This is a genomic window from Teichococcus vastitatis, assembly GCF_003604215.1.
Lineage (GTDB): Bacteria > Pseudomonadota > Alphaproteobacteria > Acetobacterales > Acetobacteraceae > Pseudoroseomonas > Pseudoroseomonas vastitatis.
Genome location: NZ_QXGS01000029.1, coordinates 20147 through 36347 on the forward strand (window position 1 = coordinate 20147; position 16201 = coordinate 36347).

At 71.0% G+C, this 16201-nt stretch carries 11 protein-coding genes; 4 read left to right on the top strand and 7 right to left on the bottom strand.

Annotated elements, in window-relative coordinates:
* Positions 1-106: 106 nt before the first annotated feature.
* The 4 genes from D2K64_RS19000 to D2K64_RS19015 form a co-directional block, all read right to left on the bottom strand.
* Positions 107-865, bottom strand: a complete 759-nt coding sequence (locus D2K64_RS19000) for a DeoR/GlpR family DNA-binding transcription regulator (protein ID WP_120009957.1) — start codon at positions 863-865, stop codon at positions 107-109.
* Positions 866-876: 11 nt separating this feature from the next.
* Positions 877-1887: a 4-hydroxythreonine-4-phosphate dehydrogenase PdxA gene (gene pdxA, locus D2K64_RS19005; RefSeq protein ID WP_120009958.1), complete on the bottom strand. Its 1011-nt coding sequence runs from the start codon at positions 1885-1887 to the stop codon at positions 877-879.
* Complete coding sequence (locus tag D2K64_RS19010; protein ID WP_120009959.1) at positions 1884-3152, bottom strand: four-carbon acid sugar kinase family protein; 1269 nt, start codon at positions 3150-3152, stop codon at positions 1884-1886. Before D2K64_RS19010 ends, pdxA begins: the two co-directional genes overlap by 4 nt.
* 317 nt (positions 3153-3469) lie before the next feature.
* Entirely contained in the window at positions 3470-5053 is a 1584-nt protein-coding gene (locus tag D2K64_RS19015) for an aldehyde dehydrogenase (NADP(+)) (RefSeq protein WP_120009960.1), read from the bottom strand.
* 357 nt (positions 5054-5410) lie between these two features.
* On the opposite strand from D2K64_RS19015, the gene D2K64_RS19020 reads away from it, so the two are divergent.
* From D2K64_RS19020 to glpK, 3 genes are all read left to right on the top strand, one after another.
* Positions 5411-8296 (top strand): ribonucleoside-diphosphate reductase subunit alpha, encoded by a 2886-nt coding sequence (locus tag D2K64_RS19020; protein WP_120009961.1) that lies wholly within the window; start codon positions 5411-5413, stop codon positions 8294-8296.
* A gap of 20 nt (positions 8297-8316) precedes the next feature.
* Entirely contained in the window at positions 8317-9438 is a 1122-nt protein-coding gene (locus tag D2K64_RS19025) for a ribonucleotide-diphosphate reductase subunit beta (protein WP_274379314.1), read from the top strand.
* Positions 9439-9597: 159 nt separating this feature from the next.
* Positions 9598-11106, top strand: coding sequence for a glycerol kinase GlpK (gene glpK, locus D2K64_RS19030; protein ID WP_120009962.1), 1509 nt, complete (start codon positions 9598-9600; stop codon positions 11104-11106).
* A 35-nt stretch (positions 11107-11141) separates the two neighbouring features.
* Here the strand turns inward: glpK and D2K64_RS19035 are convergent, their stop codons facing one another.
* Positions 11142-11999, bottom strand: coding sequence for an alpha/beta fold hydrolase (locus D2K64_RS19035; RefSeq protein ID WP_120009963.1), 858 nt, complete (start codon positions 11997-11999; stop codon positions 11142-11144).
* An 89-nt stretch (positions 12000-12088) separates the two neighbouring features.
* Between D2K64_RS19035 and hydA the strand changes: the two genes are divergently transcribed.
* Positions 12089-13576: a dihydropyrimidinase gene (gene hydA / locus D2K64_RS19040; RefSeq protein WP_120009964.1), complete on the top strand. Its 1488-nt coding sequence runs from the start codon at positions 12089-12091 to the stop codon at positions 13574-13576.
* A gap of 61 nt (positions 13577-13637) precedes the next feature.
* On the opposite strand, the gene D2K64_RS19045 is transcribed toward hydA, so the two are convergent.
* Positions 13638-14654 carry a threonine ammonia-lyase gene (locus D2K64_RS19045; RefSeq protein WP_120009965.1) on the bottom strand — a complete coding sequence of 339 codons (1017 nt, stop codon included), beginning with the start codon at positions 14652-14654 and terminating at the stop codon, positions 13638-13640.
* A gap of 54 nt (positions 14655-14708) precedes the next feature.
* Entirely contained in the window at positions 14709-15989 is a 1281-nt protein-coding gene (locus D2K64_RS19050) for a D-amino acid dehydrogenase (protein ID WP_120009966.1), read from the bottom strand.
* Positions 15990-16201 lie beyond the last annotated feature (212 nt).

A 16201-nucleotide genomic window follows, 5' to 3' on the forward strand; every position in this document is an offset into this window, starting at 1 on the left:
GCTCCGGCGAGGAACAGGAGCGCGGACGCGGCGGGCTTGTACCACCCCGCCGGAGGCACGGCCATCGTGGCAGGCCGGGCGCCCTCCGGAATGCGCGGCCAGGCGGCTACTCCGCCACGATCACCCGGATGCCCCCGGCGCGGAACGGCGCGAGTTGCGCCTCGGTCGAGGCGGCGTCGGTGACCAGGGTGTAGCCGCGCGCCGGCCGGGCCCAGTGGGATTGCGAGGCGCGGCCGAGCTTGGACGCGTCGGCCAGCACGAACACCTCCGCCGCCTGTTCCATCATCAGCAGCTTCAGCGCCACCTGCTGCAGCGTCGCCTCGCACAGCCCGCGCCCGGCGATCACCCCGTCGGCGCCCATGAGGGCCTTGTCGGCGGTCATCCAGCGCAAGCCCTGTTCGGCCAGCGGACCGCTGGTGCTCATGCTGATCGGCCGCACCGCGCCGCCCAGCAGCACCAGCTCGATCTCCGGCGCCTGCGCCAGGGTCGTGATCAGCGGCAGGTTGTTGGTAATGACGCGGTGGCGCCCGTCGCGCAGCCACGGCGCCAGCGCCGCAACGGTGGAGCCGCCATCCAGGATCAGCGCGTCCCCGGGCCCGATCAGCGCCGCTGCGGCACGCGCGATGGCCGCCTTGGCGGCGCCGTGCTGCCGGATGCGCGCGTCCAGGCTTTCCTCGGCCTCCGGATGCGCCGGCACCGCGCCGCCATAGGTGCGGGTGATCGCCCGCCGGTCCGACAGGGTCTGCAGGTCGCGGCGAATGGTGGAGGCGGACACGCCGAAGCGGGCCGCGAGAACCTCCACATCCGCTCGGCCGCTGGCCACCGCCGAGAGGATGGCCTCGCGGCGCGCCAGGCTGCGTCGCATGGCGGCCGGGATCAGCCGCGGCGCGGCGCGAGGTCGACCGCCTGCTTCAGCGCCTCGACGAGGCTGCCGTCATCGGCGATGCCCTTTCCGGCGATGTCGAAGGCGGTGCCGTGATCCACCGAGGTGCGCACCACCGGCAGGCCGATGGTGATGTTCACTCCCGCCTCCAGCCCCATCACCTTGACCGGGGCATGCCCCTGGTCGTGGTACATGGCGACCACGAGGTCGAAATCGCCCCGCGCGGCGCGGAAGAACAGGGTGTCGGCCGGCAGCGGGCCTTCCACCGCCCAGCCCTTGGCCTGGCATTCCCGTACGGCGGGGATGATCTTTTCTTCCTCCTCGCCCTGGCCGAACAGCCCGTTCTCACCGGCATGCGGGTTGATGCCGCAGACGCCGATGCGCGGATTGTCGAAACCCGCCTTCACCAGCGTGGCGCGGCCGCGCTCGATCACGCGGAACACCAGGCCCGGCTCGATCCTCCGGATCGCGTCGATCAGCCCGACATGGGTGGTGACGTGGATCACGCGCAGCTTCGGCGCCACCAGCATCATCGACACTTCCGGCGTGTTGGTCAGCGTCGCCAGCAGCTCGGTGTGGCCGGGATATTTGTGCCCGGCGGCGTGCAGCGCCTCCTTGGACAGCGGCGCGGTGCAGATGGCATCCGCCTGCCCGGCCTCGACCAGCCGCGTGGCGCGCTCGATATAGCGGAAGGCGGCCTCGCCCGAGAGTGGCAGCACCTTGCCGAAGGGATGCCCCGCGGGGATCAGGCCCAAATCCACCACATCCGCCGTGCCGCAGACGAACCCCGCCTCGGCCGGGGTCTGCACCGCCCGCACCGCCAGGGCGGAGCCGATCAGCCCGCCCGCCTCGCGCAGCCGCCCGGCATCGCCCACCACCAGCGGGCGGCACATGGCGTAGACCTCCGGCCGGGCCAGGGCCTTCAGGATGATCTCTGGGCCGATGCCCGAGGCGTCGCCCATAGTGATGGCGACGATCGGCCGGGTGTCGGGAGTCTGCATCATGATGCGGTTCCGGTGCGTTGGCGCAGCCGTTCCAGGCTGCGCAGGATGGTGGTGCCGTCGCCGAAGGCGCCCGCCTTGGTCATCACCGGCAGGTGCAGGGCGCCGAGGGTCAGGCCGAGCGGCACGCCGGGCTCCACCTCGTCCAGCAGCCGGATGCCGTGCACGCCGAGGCGGCGCAGCAGCGCACAGGCGGTTTCCCCGCCGGTGGCGAACAGCCCGCCCATGCCGCCGACGGCCGGCGCCAGCAGCATCGCCAGCGCCTCCGCCAGCGCCGCGCCCCGGTTCAGCTCCGCGGCCGGATCGGCGGCGATCTCCACCAGGGTGTCGCGGCCGGCGCCGAGGGCCGCGGCGATCTCCTGCCGGAGCACGGCCCAGCGCGGATGTGCCTCGCCGGCGCGCAGCAGGGCGGCGGGCAAGGTGAAGCGCGGCGCCCCGGTGGCGGCCAGCGCCTCGGCCGCGGCCCGCGATGCCTCGGCCACCGAGCCCACCACCACCAAGGCCCCGCCATGGCGGCGCGGCAGCGCGGGAGAAGCGGCCGGCGTTTCCGGCAGGGCGGCGGCCAGGGCCGCCGCGATGCCGCCGGAGCCGACCCACAGCACGCTGTCGGCCAGGGGCAGGCTGGCCCGCGCCAGCGCCTCGAGATCCGCTGCCTCCGTCGCATCGCACACCACCGCGTCGAGGCCGCCCGCCTGCGCCGCCCGCAGCGCCTCCGCCAACGCCGCGGCGCCGCCGCGCATCTGGCCGAGCGGCAGGGTCCAGGCCTTGAGCCCGGCAGAGCCCAGCACGGCCAAGAGGTCGGCGCTGTTGTAGCTGTGGTCCCTCGCCCAGAGCGGCGTGGCTTCCAGCGGCACGCCCCACAGCCGCACGCAGCCATTCTCGGTGGTGCGGCCGGTGGCCGGAAAGGCCGGCGCGACCAGGGCCAGGCGCGGCTGCCCGGCGTCGCGCAACAGGGCAAGGCTGCCCGCCAGCTCCGCTGCCGGCTGGCCACGCAGGGTGGAATCGATCTTCTTGATCAGCGCCGGGCGGGCACCGCCGGATAGGTGCGGGCGCAGCAGCGTGGCGTGGCGCGCCGCCGCCGCGGTCGGCGGCAGGCGCCGGCTGTCGGCATCGATGGCCAGGGCGCCGGGCCGCGCGCCGGCTCCACCGGCCGCATCGTGCCAAGCCACCATCGCCTCCAGGCCGCGGCGGGCGAAGGCGATGGCGCAATCCGCCGCCCCCGTCAGGTCATCGGCCAGGATCAGCCACCTGCCCGGCTCCAACCGCATCAAGGCAGCCCCGCAGCGGCCGAGCCGGCCGCTGCCGCGCCGGGTGTTCCGGAACGAATCGCGGGATCGCTCCCCGCGGGGACAGGCTCGGACAACGACGGCACGGGGTGCTCCTCGTGGAAGCTGCGCGTTCCACGCATCGAAATACGGAGAATATGCTTATGCTGGGCAGAGAGCAAAGTCGCTACCCGAGGATCGAGCGATATCGGCGGATTGGGCCTCATGAGTCCGCGCGTTCTGCGCAGCAGGCCAGAATAAAAAAGCCCCGGCGCATCGCTGCGCCGGGGCCGGTCACCGAACCGGAACCGGGTCGGGCCTCAGCTTTGTCCGAGAACGCCGTCAGTGCGGCGCCACAGCTTCATCGGGTTCTCGTCCCGCAGCGCCGGCGGCAGAAGGTCGGCCGGGAAATCCTGATAAGCCACCGGGCGCAGGAAGCGCTGGATCGCCAGCGATCCCACGGAGGTGGTGCGGCCGTCCGAGGTGGAGGGGTAAGGCCCGCCATGCACCATGGCATGGCCGACCTCGACGCCGGTCGGGTAGCCGTTGACCAGGATGCGCCCAACCCGGCGCTCCAGCACCGGCACCAGCTTCCGGGCCAGTTCCAGATCCTCAGGCTCCATCTGGATGGTGGCGGTGAGCTGGCCTTCCAGCCCTTCCGCCAGCCGCAGCATGGTGTCCTCGTCCGGGCAGCGGATCACCAGGGAGGATGCGCCAAACACTTCCTCCAGCAGCGCCTCGTCGGCGGCGAAATGCTCGGCCGTGGTGGTGAACAGCGCGGCCCGGCCCATGTAGGGACCGCCCGCGCCCGGCAGGCCCTCGGCCACCGTCTGCACCCGGTTGTTGGAGGACAGCTTCTCCACACCCTCCTTGTAGGCCTTGTAGATGCCAGGAGTCAGCATGGTCTGCGCGGCCGAGCCTTCCAGCGCCGCCTTGGCGGAGGCCAGGAAGCTGTCCAGCGTCTCGCCCTCGACGCCCATCACCAAGCCGGGATTCGTGCAGAACTGCCCCGCCCCCATGGTGAGCGAGCCGACGAAGCCCTTGCCGATCGCCTCGGCCCGCTTCTTCATGGCGCCAGGCAACAGGAAGACCGGGTTGATGCTGCTCATCTCGGCATAGACCGGGATCGGCTCGGGGCGGTTCTGCGCGATCTTCATCAACGCCGTGCCGCCGGTGCGGGAGCCGGTGAAGCCCACCGCCTTGACCCGCGGATCGGCCACCAGCGCGCTGCCGACCTTGGCGCCCGAGCCGAACAGCATGGAGAACACACCCTCCGGCAGGCCGCACTGCTTCACCGCCGACTGGATCGCGCGGCCGACCAGCTCCGAGGTGCCCGGATGCGCCGAATGCGCCTTCACGATCACCGGGCAGCCGGCGGCCAGGGCCGAGGCGGTGTCGCCGCCGCCGACCGAGAAGGCGAGCGGGAAGTTCGACGCACCGAACACCACCACCGGACCCACCGCAATGTGGCGCTGGCGGATGTCGGAGCGCGGCAGCGGCTTGCGCTCCGGCTGGGCCGGGTCGATGCGGGCGTCGAGATAGCCGCCGTCGCGCACCACCTGGGCGAACATGCGGAACTGGCCGACGGTGCGGCCGCGCTCGCCCTCGATGCGGCCGCGCGGCAGGCCGCTCTCGGCGGAGGCGCGCTCGATCAACTCGTCGCCGATGTCCAGGATGGCTTGGGCGCAGGCTTCCAGGAAGGCGGCGCGCGCCTCGGGGCCGGTGTCGCGGTAGCTGTCGAAGGCCGCCGCCGCCAGGGCGCAGGCCCGCTCCACCTCGGCCGCGCCACCGCCGCCATAGCCGGGCTGCAGGGTTTCGCCGGTCGCCGGGTTGATGCCGTGCACCGGCTTGTCATCGCCGCGCACCGCGCTGGCGCCCAGCAGCATCTCGCCTGTCAGGGTCATCGGAGCCTCCTCATTCCCGGCCGGGCGCGATGCCCGGCGCATTGCCCGCGAGGTAAGCGGGGTTTTGCCGGATGGCGCAACCCCGCCGCCTTCAACATCCGACCATCGTACGAATTTTCGGGCTGGATTCGGCCCGCCAATCCGGCGAGGAGAGACGGCGGCGCAACTCCGTGGCCGACTCCACTGTTTCTTCTGGGAAAGCGGGTACTTACCCACAGACACCATATCTAGTTATCCACCAGCAATTTTTCCCTATATGTTGACGATGCCGGGGCCCAGCGCACATGGTGCGTACCGCGCCGGAACAGCGATTCGTCCCCGGCGAGCCGATCCCCAGGAAGCCGGAGACACCGCCCCATGACCACCCTGTCCCTGCCCGAGGAAGCCCTTCGCGATCCCAGCGGGCGCGAGAAGCGGGGCGTGCCGCCGGAGCAGCGGCAGTTGCAGGTCGTGCGCCGCGACGGCCGCCCCACCCCGTTCGATGCGGGCAAGATCACCACGGCCCTGACCAAGGCCTTCCTGGCCGTGGAAGGTCGTTCCGCCGCGGCCTCGCAGCGCATCCATGAGGTCGCGGCCGATCTGACGCAGCAGGTGGTGGCGGCGCTGACCCGTTTCTCCGGCGCCGGCGCGACGCTGCACATCGAGGACATCCAGGACCAGGTGGAACTGGCGCTGATGCGCGGCGGTCACCACAAGGTGGCGCGGGCCTACGTGCTGTATCGCGAGGAACGCGCCAAGGAGCGCGCCCAGCACGCCGCCCGCCCGGCCGAACCCGAGCTGCATGTCCGCGATGCCGATGGCGGGCTGCGGCCGCTGGACCGGCAGGTGCTGGCGCAGCTGGTGCAGGAAGCCTGCGACGGCATCGCCGATGTCACCGCCGCGCCGATCCTGACCGAAACGGCGCGCAACCTGTATGACGGCATCAGCACGGCCGACCTGGCGCAGGCGCCGATCCTGGCCGCCCGCACGCTGATCGAGCAGGAGCCGAATTATTCCGAGGTCAGCGCCCGCCTGCTGCTGGCCGAGCTGCGGCGCGAGGCCCTGGCGCATGTGGAAGGCGGCCGACCGGCCCAGTCCGTCACCCAGGCGGAGATGGCCGAGCGCTACCCCGAATATTTCAGGAACTTCGTGGCCCGCGGCATCGACGCCGGTATGCTGAACCCCGAGCTGGCGCTGTTCGACCTCGCCCGCCTCGGCGCAGCCCTGAAGCCCGAGCGCGACCTGCAGTTCCAGTATCTCGGCTTCCAGACCCTGTATGACCGCTACCTGCTGCAGCAGGACGGCATCCGTTACGAGATGCCGCAGGCGCTGTTCATGCGCATTGCCATGGGGCTGGCGCTGCGCGAGATCGACCGCGAGGAGCGGGCGATCGAGTTCTACGAGCTGATCTCCTCCTTCGACTTCATGTGCTCGACGCCGACGCTGTTCAACAGCGGCACGCGGCATTCGCAGCTTTCCTCCTGCTTTCTGACCAGCGTGCCGGACGACCTGGAGGGCATCTTCAACGCCATCCGCGACAACGCCATGCTGTCGAAATTCTCGGGTGGCATCGGCAACAGCTGGACGCGGGTTCGCGGCCTCGGCGCCCACATCAAGGGTACCAACGGCCAGTCCCAGGGGCTGGTGCCGTTCCTGAAGGTGGCCAACGATACCGCCATCGCGGTGAACCAGGGCGGCAAGCGCAAGGGCGCGGTCTGCGCCTACCTGGAGACCTGGCACATCGACATCGAGGAATTCCTCGACCTGCGCAAGAACACCGGCGACGACCGCCGCCGCACGCATGACATGAACACGGCGAACTGGGTGCCGGACCTGTTCATGCAGCGGGTCGAGGCGAATGGCGACTGGACGCTGTTCTCGCCGGACGAGGTGCCGGACCTGCACGACCTGTACGGCCGCGCCTTCGAGACCGCCTATCTCCGCTACGAATCCCTGGCTGCCGCCGGCGAGATCAAGGTGCACAAGCGGGTGCGCGCCGTGGACCTGTGGCGCCGCATGCTGACCATGCTGTTCGAGACCGGCCATCCCTGGATGACCTTCAAGGACCCGTGCAACCTGCGCTCGCCGCAGCGCCATGCCGGCGTGGTGCATTCCTCCAACCTGTGCACCGAGATCACGCTGAACACCTCGGACAGCGAGGTGGCGGTGTGCAACCTCGGCTCCATCAACCTCGGCCGCCACGTCACCGAGACGGGCCTCGACCGCGAGCGCCTGCAGCGCACCATCCGCACCGCCATGCGGATGCTGGACAACGTGATCGACGTCAATTTCTACACCATCCCGCAGGCCCGCCGCTCCAACCTGCGGCACCGGCCGATCGGCATGGGGCTGATGGGCTTCCAGGACGCACTGCACGCGCTGCGCATCCCCTTCGCCTCGGAGGACGCGGTCCGCTTCGCCGATGAAAGCATGGAGCTGATCTCCTTCCACGCCATCGAGGCGTCGGTGGAGCTGGCGGCGGAGCGCGGCGCCTACGCTTCCTTCCCCGGCTCGCTGTGGAGCCAGGGCGTGCTGCCGATCGACAGCATCGAATACGTCGCCGAGGCGCGCGGCGGCCTCGATCTCGATCGCTCGCAGAGCCTGGACTGGAGCGCGCTGCGCGAGCGGGTGAAGACCACCGGCATGCGCAACTCCAACACCATGGCCATCGCGCCCACGGCGACGATCTCCAACATCGTCGGCGCCACCCAGTCGATCGAGCCGACCTTCCGCAACCTCTACGTGAAGGCCAACATGTCGGGCGACTTCACCGTGGTGAACCCCTATCTGGTGCGCGACCTGAAGGCGCGCGGCCTGTGGGACGAGGCCATGGTCAGCGACCTGAAGTATTACGACGGCAGCCTGGGTGCCATCGACCGCGTGCCGGAGGATCTGAAGGCGCTCTACGCCACCGCCTTCGAGATCGAGCCGCACTGGCTGATCGAGGCCGCGGCACGCCGGCAGAAATGGATCGACCAGGCGCAGTCGCTGAACCTGTACCTGGCCAACCCGAACGGCCGCAAGCTGGACGCCATCTACCGCCTCGCCTGGCAGCGCGGGCTGAAGACCACCTATTACCTGCGCACCCAGAGCGCCACGCATGTGGAGAAATCCACGCTGAAGACCTCGGATGGCAAGCTCAACGCGGTGAAGCTGCAGGCGCCGGAGCCGGCCGCCCAGGCCGTGCCGGTGCCGCCCCCCGCAGCCGATGCCGCGCCGCAGTTCTGCTCCATCGACGATCCCGGCTGCGAGGCCTGCCAGTGACCCTGAAGGCGGCGGATACCATGACCATGGAGAGCACGATGTTGGACTGGAACGAGGGCAAGGCGGACGCCCCGGTGTTGCCGGCCGGTGACGCCACCGGCCTCGGGCAGATCGACCATGGCGCGGCTCGCGTGTCGGTCGATGACAAGGCGATGATCAATTGCCGCGCCGACGTGAACCAGCTGCTGCCGCTGAAGTACCGCTGGGCCTGGGAAAAGTATCTTTCCGCTTGCAACAACCATTGGATGCCGACCGAGGTCTCCATGCAGGCCGATATCGCGCTGTGGAAGTCGCGCGACGGGCTGACCGAGGAGGAGCGCCGCGCCGTTAAGCGCAATCTCGGCTTCTTCGCCACCTCGGAGTCGCTGGTCGCCAACAACATCGTGCTGGCGGTGTACCGCCACCTGACCAATCCGGAATGCCGGCAGTACCTGCTGCGACAGGCCTTCGAGGAGGCGGTGCACACCCATACCTTCCAGTACATTGTGGAAAGCCTCGGCCTCGACGAGGGCGAGCTGTTCAACATGTACCGCGAGGTGCCGTCCATCACCGGCAAGGCGGAATGGGCGCTCAAATACACCCAGAACCTGTCTGACCCCGGCTTCGGCACCGGCACGCCGGAGAATGACCGCGCCTTCCTGCGCGACCTGATCGCCTTCTACGTCGTGTTCGAGGGCATGTGGTTCTACACCGGCTTCGCGCAGATCCTGTCGCTCGGCCGGCGCGGCAAGATGGTGGGCATCGCCGAGCAGTATCAGTACATCCTGCGCGACGAGAGCATCCACCTGAACTTCGGCATCGACGTGATCAACCAGATCCGCGCCGAGAACCCGGGCCTCTGGACGGCCGAGTTCTCCGAGGAGGTGCGCGGCATGCTGCGCGAAGCCTGCGAGCTGGAGGTGGCCTATGGCCGCGACACCATGCCGCGCGGCTTCCTCGGCCTGAACAGCGCGCTGTGCGAGCAGTACATGCACTTCATCACCAATCGCCGCTGCGCCCAGCTCGGGCTGCAGCCGGTGTTCCCGGAGACGGAAAACCCGTTCCCCTGGATGTCCGAGGTGATGGACCTGAAGAAGGAGAAGAACTTCTTCGAGACCCGCGTCATCGAATACCAGAATGGCGGCGCACTGAGTTGGGAGTAGGAACGGGCCGGCTCCGGCCGGCCTGAGCGGACGGCCGGGACAGGAGCGGAGCGGGCCGGGGGATCCCATGGCGCCATCCGCGCCGCGCCGCCCCGGCGCCTTCGGTGCCAGGGAATGCCCAGGGGGAAATATCTCAGGGGGAATACCAGGGAGGGTTTCATGCCGGCCCATGGCCATGTGATGGCCCTTGACCAGGGTACCACCTCGACCCGCGCCATCTTGTACCGGACGCCGGAGCTGGTGCCGGTGGCGGTGGCGCAGCGCGAGATCGCCCAGCATTTTCCTGCCTCCGGCTGGGTCGAGCACGAGCCCGAGGATCTGTGGAACAGCTCGGTCGCCGTGCTGCGCGAGGCCATAGCCGGGGCTGGGCTCAGCGCGGCCGACATCGCCGGTATCGGCATCGCCAACCAGCGCGAAACCACGCTGGTCTGGCACCGCCACACCGGCCGGCCGATCCACCGTGCCCTGGTCTGGCAGGACCGGCGCACCGCCGATGCCTGCGCCGCACTGCGCCGGGCCGGCCATGCGCCCCGGGTCGCCGCCGCCACCGGCCTGCTGATCGACCCCTATTTCTCCGCCACCAAGATCGCCTGGATGCTGGATCATGTTCCCGGCGCGCGGGATGCGGCGGAGCGCGGCGAGCTTGCCTTCGGCACCGTAGACAGCTTCCTGCTGTGGCGCCTGACCGAAGGGCGGGTACACGCCACCGATGCCACCAACGCGGCCCGCACGCTGTTGTTCGACATCCATGCCGGCCGCTGGGATGCGGAGCTCTGCGCCTTGTTCCGCGTGCCCCCGTCCCTGCTGCCCGACGTGCGCGACTGCGCCGCGATGTTCGGCAGCACGGCGGTGCTGGGCGGCCGCACACCGGTGCTCGGCATCGCCGGCGACCAGCAGGCAGCGACGCTGGGGCAGGCCTGCTTTCGTCCGGGCATGGTGAAATCCACCTACGGCACCGGCTGTTTCGCGCTGCTCAACACCGGCGAAACGCCAGTCGCCTCGCGGCATCGGCTGCTGACCACGATCGCCTATCAGCTGAAGGACCGCCGCACCTACGCGCTGGAGGGCGCCATCTTCGTGGCCGGGGCCGCCGTGCAATGGCTGCGTGACGGGCTGGGGTTGATCGGCACCGCGGCGGATAGCGGGGAACTCGCGGCCCGCTCCGATCCGGATGCGAGGCTCTACCTGGTGCCGGCCTTCGTGGGGCTGGGCGTGCCCTACTGGGATGCGGAGGCGCGCGGCGCCATCTATGGCCTGACCCGTGCCTCCGGCCCCGCCGACTTCGCCCGCGCCGCGCTGGAATGCGTGGGCTATCAGACGCGGGACCTGCTCAGCGCCATGCGGGCCGACCTGCGGGGCTCGGAAGCCTCCGGGGAAGACGCCGTGCTGAGGGTGGATGGCGGAATGGTGGCATCGGACTGGACCATGCAGTTCCTGGCCGACATCCTCGGCGCACCGGTGGACCGGCCGGTGCAACAGGAAACCACGGCGTTGGGCGCGGCCTACCTGGCCGGGCTGCAGGCCGGGCTCTGCCCGGAGCCGGAGGGCTTCGCACGGTCCTGGCAGCTTCAGAAGCGCTTCCTGCCGCAGATGGCTGAGGCCGACCGGGAGGCGGCCTATGCCGGATGGCGGCGTGCTGTCCGGCGCACCCTCACCGAGACCGCCTGAAGCGCGTCAGGGACCATCAGGCTCTGCGGGAGGCGCTAAAGCGCCGCCAGAAATTCCGCCAAGGCCGCGTTGAAGGCATCGGGCCGCTCGAAATAGGGCGAATGGCCGGCGCCCGCGATCTCCACATGCCGCGCCCGCGGCATCTGCGCCGCCAGCAACGATGCGACGGGAGCGGCGAACACCACATCCTCGGCCCCGGTGATCCACAGCGTCGGCGCCGAGATGTGGCCGAGCTCGCTCGCGGGGCGGGTGCGGGCGGCGAACATGCGGCGGCGCAGCGCCTCCTTGTCCAGCCCGGGGCTCAGCTCGTCCACCGTGCGGTACAGCAGGTGCAGCGCCGGCTGCTCCTCCGCCATGCGCGCGCCGGCCGCCGGATGCACGCCGCGCGCGGCGCCTGCCGCCCTGGCCGTCTGCGCCTCCGCCGCCCATTGCGCCAGCCGCGCCGCCGCCGCCGGCCCGGCGCTCGCCGGGTCGATCGGGCCGGAGGTGGCCGACAGCACCAGGCCACGCAGCCGTCCCGGATGGTGCAGGGCGAAGTCGATCCCGGTCCAGCCGCCCATGGACTGCCCGATGAACACGGGCGCCTCGATCCGCAGCCGGTCGAGCAGCGCCGCGAGGTCGCCGGCATAGGCCGCCGGGTCCGGCTGATCCGCCACCTCGGACGGGAAGAAGCCGCGATGGCTGAAGGTGACGCAGCAATGCGTCGCCGCGAAATGCCCGACCTGCCGCCACCAGGACAGGTGGTTGCCGCCCAGGCCATGGCCGAACACCAGCGCCGGCCCCTCGCCCACTGCCTCGAAGTAAATGCGTGCATCGGGGCGGTCGACGAAGCCGCGCCGCCGCGGTGCGCTGCCGCCGGGCAGCGCCAGGGGCTGGGTGGGAAACTCGGTCATGGCGGCGGCCTCCTGCCTGCGGGCCGGCAGCTTGCGGGGCGGCGAGCGACGTGTCGAGATGCGCGGCCGGACCAGGCGGGAACAGGCGCATGAGCGATTTCGACTACGATCTGGTGCTGCGGGGCGGCACCCTGGCCAGCGCGGCGGAAGTGTTTGAGGCGGATCTCGGCATCAGGGACGGCGTGATCGCCGCGATCGGGCGCGGCCTGCGGCGCGGACGGGAGGAGATCGACGCACGCGGCCGGATCATCACGCCGGGCGGCCTCGACTCGCATTGCCATATCGAGGAGCTGGGCCAGGACGGCACGGCGCAGGAGGAAAGCTTCGCCTCAGGCTCGGCGGCGGCGCTGGCCGGCGGCACCACCTCCTTCATCTGCTTTCTGCCGCAATGGAAGGGGCATTCCCTCGCCGCCAGCGCGCCCGGCTATGCCGAACGCGCCCGGCGATCCCGCGCCGATTATTCCTTCCACCAGATCATAACCGACCCGACGCCGGAGGTGCTGGAGCGCGAGGTGCCGGCCCTGGTGGCACGCGGCATCCGCAGCCTGAAGGTGTTCCTGACCTATGACCCGCTGCGCCTGACGGATGGCGAGTTCCTCCAGGTGCTGGCCACGGCCCGACGCCTCGGCGCCATGGTCACCGTGCATTGCGAAAATTTCGATGCCATCGGCTGGCGCATCCAGGCCTTGCTGAAGGCCGGGCTCACAGATCCGCTGCAGCACGCCTGGTCCCGCCCGCCGGTGGTCGAGCGCGAGGCGACGCACCGCGCCATCGCCCTGGCCGAGTTGGCGGACCAGCCGATCCAGGTGTTCCACGTATCCTGCGAGGAGGCCGCCGCCGAGATCGCCGCTGCCCGCGCCCGCGGCGTGAAAGTCTGGGGCGAAACCTGCCCGCAATACGTCACCCTGTCGCATGATGACCTGCGGGCGCCGGATTTCGCCGGCGCCAAGGCGGTCTGCTCCCCGGCGCTGCGCGACCGGGCGGAGCATGCTCGGATCTGGCGGCGCATCCAGGACGGCACGCTGGACGTGGTCACCTCCGATCATTGCGGCTTCTCCTTCGCCACCGCCAAGAAGGCGGCAGGCAGCAGCGCCTACGGCACCGGTGCGGCGGTACAGCGGCCGGACGGCACGCCGGCCTTCAACGCCATCCCCAACGGCGTCCCCGGCATCGAGACGCGGATGCCCGTGCTGTTCTCCGAGGGCGTTTCCAAGGGCCGCATCGACCTGCCGACCTTTGTGAGGCTGAGCTCGGCCAACGCGGCGAAGCTGTTCGGCTTGGCCGGCCGCAAGGGCACGCTGGCGCCTGGCGCCGATGCCGACCTGGTGCTGTGGGACCCGGATCGCGAAACCACCATCACCCAATCCCGCCTGCATCACGCCATCGACTACACCCCGTGGGAGGGCATGGCGATCAAGGGCTGGCCGGCGCTCACCATCCGCCGCGGCGAGGTCGCGATGCGCGAGGGCGAAGTGCTGGCCGCCCCGGGCTCCGGCCGGTTCCTGCCGCGCGGCCCTTATGCGCTGGCAGCGCCCTCCGGCCGCGTGCCGGACGGCTTCGACGCCGCGGCGGTGTAGCGCCCCCCCCCGCCCCGGGACTCATACCGCCGCCGGGAACAGGCGTCGCCCAGCCTCGTGCTCAGGCGCCGGCCAGCGCCTCGCGGAACAGCTCCGCATCGACGTTGGCGCCGGAGGCCAGCACGGCGAGCACGCGGCCCCCGGCCTCGATCCGGCCCGCGAGCACGGCAGCCAAGGCGGCGGCGCCGCCCGGCTCCAGCACCAGGCGGAACTCCTCGAAAGCCAGGCGCATGGCCGCCATCGCCTCCGCGTCGCTGACGCCGAGCGCGCCGCGCAGGTGGCGCTGCGCGACCGCGAAGGTCATCGCGCCCGGCGTCGCTGCCAGCAGCGCGTCGCAGATGGACGGCCTGGAGATGTCGTTGGCCTGCCGCGTGCCGCTGGCCAGGCTGCGGGCCAGGTCGTCGTAATCCTGCGGCTCCACCGCCCAGACCTCGGTAGTGGGGGAGAGCGCGTGGGCCGCGATGGCGCAGCCGGCTGCCAGCCCGCCGCCGGAACAGTTCACCAGCAGCGCGTCCGGCGCCGCGCCCAGCGCCTCCGCCTGCCGGATCATCTCGATCCCCACCGTGCCGGCGCCGGCGATGATGCGGCGGTCCTCGAAGGGCGGGATCAGGGTCAGGCCGCGGCTCGCCGCGATGTCGCGGCCGATCGCCTCGCGGTCCTCGGTGCGGCGGTCATACAGCACCACCTCCGCACCCCATTCCCGGGTGCGGCGGATCTTGGTGGCCGGCGCGTCTGCCGGCATCACCAGCACGGCCGGGGCGCCGTGGCGCCCCGCCGCCCAGGCCACCGCCTGCGCGTGGTTGCCGGAGGAGAAGCCGATCACCCCCCGCGCGCGCGCCGCATCCTCCATCTGCGAGATGAAGTTCCAGGCGCCGCGCGCCTTGAAGCTGCCGGTGCGCTGCAGCCCCTCGGCCTTCAGCAGCAGCCGGCCGCCGATGAGGCGATTGACGCGCTCGCTTTCCAGCAGCGGCGTCCGTACCAGCGCATCGGCGATGCGGCCGGCCGCCGCCTCGATCTCGTCGAAGCCCGGCGGCAGCAGGTGCCAGGGGGTTTCAACGGAAGCGGGGGCTTGATCCATGGTGGCCATCCGGTGCGGGAAAGCCACCGGCATAAACCCGGCCGCGCGGGATGGCTAGGCGGCGCGGCGGGGCAATCGATATGGCCCGACCGGAATGGCCGGCGCCCGCCCCGCGATCATCGCCGCCAGCAGGTGGGCGGTGCCGCAGCCGATGGTGAAGCCCAGCCCGCCATGGCCAAGATGCAGCCACAGCCGGCCGATGCCGCTCTCGCCCAGGATCGGCTTCCAGTCCGGCGTGGCGGGGCGCAGCCCAGCCCACGCTTCGGCGCGCGGCCAGTCGCCGGCCGCCGGAAAGGCTTCCCGGGCTTGGCGTTCCAACAGCGCGACGCGGTCTTCCGAGACCCGGGTGCCGAAGCCCACCAGATCCACCATGCCGGCGACGCGCAGCCGCCCCTGCCGATCCGGCGCGGCGTCTTCCAGCAGCGCGTATACCGTCTTGTGGTGGGCGTCGGTGATGCTGATCTGCGGCGGCCGGTCGGTGGTGCGGGTCGGCACCGTCAGGCTGTAGCCCTTCAGCGGGTAGAGCGGCAGGCGCAGGCCCAGCGGCTCCGCCAGCCGCATGGCGCCGATGCCGGAGGACAGCACGAAGGCATCCGCATCCACCAGGCCCTGGGGCGTCTCGGCCGCCTCCACCGCGCCGCCGATCAGCCGCAGCCCGGTGACCTCGCGGTTGAACAGGAACTGCACCCGGTTGCGCCGGGCCAAGGCATCGCGCAGCGCCAGGCAGAATAGGTGGGAATCGCCCACCGCCTCCTCCGGCGTGAACACGCCGCCGGCCAACTCGCCGCCGATCGCCGCCAGCGCCGGCTCCAGCGCCAGGCATTGCGAAGCGTCCAGCACCTGCTGGCGGGCGCCTTCCCGGGCCTGCAGCGCCACCACCGCGGCGGCGTCCTGCAACTCCTCGGCCTCGCGGAACACCACCAGCTTGCCGTTCTGCCGGTAATGGAAATCCAGCCGCTCCCCCGCCATCATGGCCGCCAGCACGTCGCGGCTGTGATAAGCGAGGCGCAGCATGGCGCGGGTTCCGGCCTCGAAATTCTCCGGGCGCGAGGCGCGCAGGAAGCCGAGCAGCCAGCGCCACAGCCGCGGGTCCATCTGCGGGCGGAGGCGCAGTGGCGCCTCGGCGTCCAGCATCCAGCCCAACCCCTTGCGCGGCACGCCCGGCGCCGCCAGCGGCGCCACGTAGCTGTAGCTGAGCTGTCCGCCATTGGCGCGGCTGGTACCGAGGCCGGGGCCCGCCTCGCGGTCCAGCACCACCACCTCATGCCCGTCATCCGCCAGATGCCAGGCGGCGCACAGGCCGGCAATGCCGGCGCCGATAACGCAAATCTTCAAGGCGCGGCTCCGTGCCGCCGGTACAGGGTCAGGGAAAGCGATCCGCGCATGGTGTTCCGGCCTTCTGACGACGTGCCGCCCGTGGACGGCAGGCTGGCCCGGCGGCGAGCACCGCGCCGAACCTCATCGGAAGACCCTAGCAGTCTGTCGGATTTCCCTCCGGTCTGAAATCCGCGAATCTGATGGGCATGACGCAGTTTATCCCCTTCAGC

Bases quoted from the DNA above. Each gene is read 5' to 3' on its own strand.
- D2K64_RS19000 (WP_120009957.1), bottom strand. From the start codon at position 865: ATGCGACGCAGCCTGGCGCGCCGCGAGGCCATCCTCTCGGCGGTGGCC.
- pdxA (WP_120009958.1), bottom strand. From the start codon at position 1,887: ATGATGCAGACTCCCGACACCCGGCCGATCGTCGCCATCACTATGGGC.
- D2K64_RS19010 (WP_120009959.1), bottom strand. From the start codon at position 3,152: ATGCGGTTGGAGCCGGGCAGGTGGCTGATCCTGGCCGATGACCTGACG.
- D2K64_RS19015 (WP_120009960.1), bottom strand. From the start codon at position 5,053: ATGACCCTGACAGGCGAGATGCTGCTGGGCGCCAGCGCGGTGCGCGGC.
- D2K64_RS19020 (WP_120009961.1), top strand. From the start codon at position 5,411: ATGACCACCCTGTCCCTGCCCGAGGAAGCCCTTCGCGATCCCAGCGGG.
- D2K64_RS19025 (WP_274379314.1), top strand. From the start codon at position 8,317: ATGACCATGGAGAGCACGATGTTGGACTGGAACGAGGGCAAGGCGGAC.
- glpK (WP_120009962.1), top strand. From the start codon at position 9,598: ATGCCGGCCCATGGCCATGTGATGGCCCTTGACCAGGGTACCACCTCG.
- D2K64_RS19035 (WP_120009963.1), bottom strand. From the start codon at position 11,999: ATGACCGAGTTTCCCACCCAGCCCCTGGCGCTGCCCGGCGGCAGCGCA.
- hydA (WP_120009964.1), top strand. From the start codon at position 12,089: ATGAGCGATTTCGACTACGATCTGGTGCTGCGGGGCGGCACCCTGGCC.
- D2K64_RS19045 (WP_120009965.1), bottom strand. From the start codon at position 14,654: ATGGATCAAGCCCCCGCTTCCGTTGAAACCCCCTGGCACCTGCTGCCG.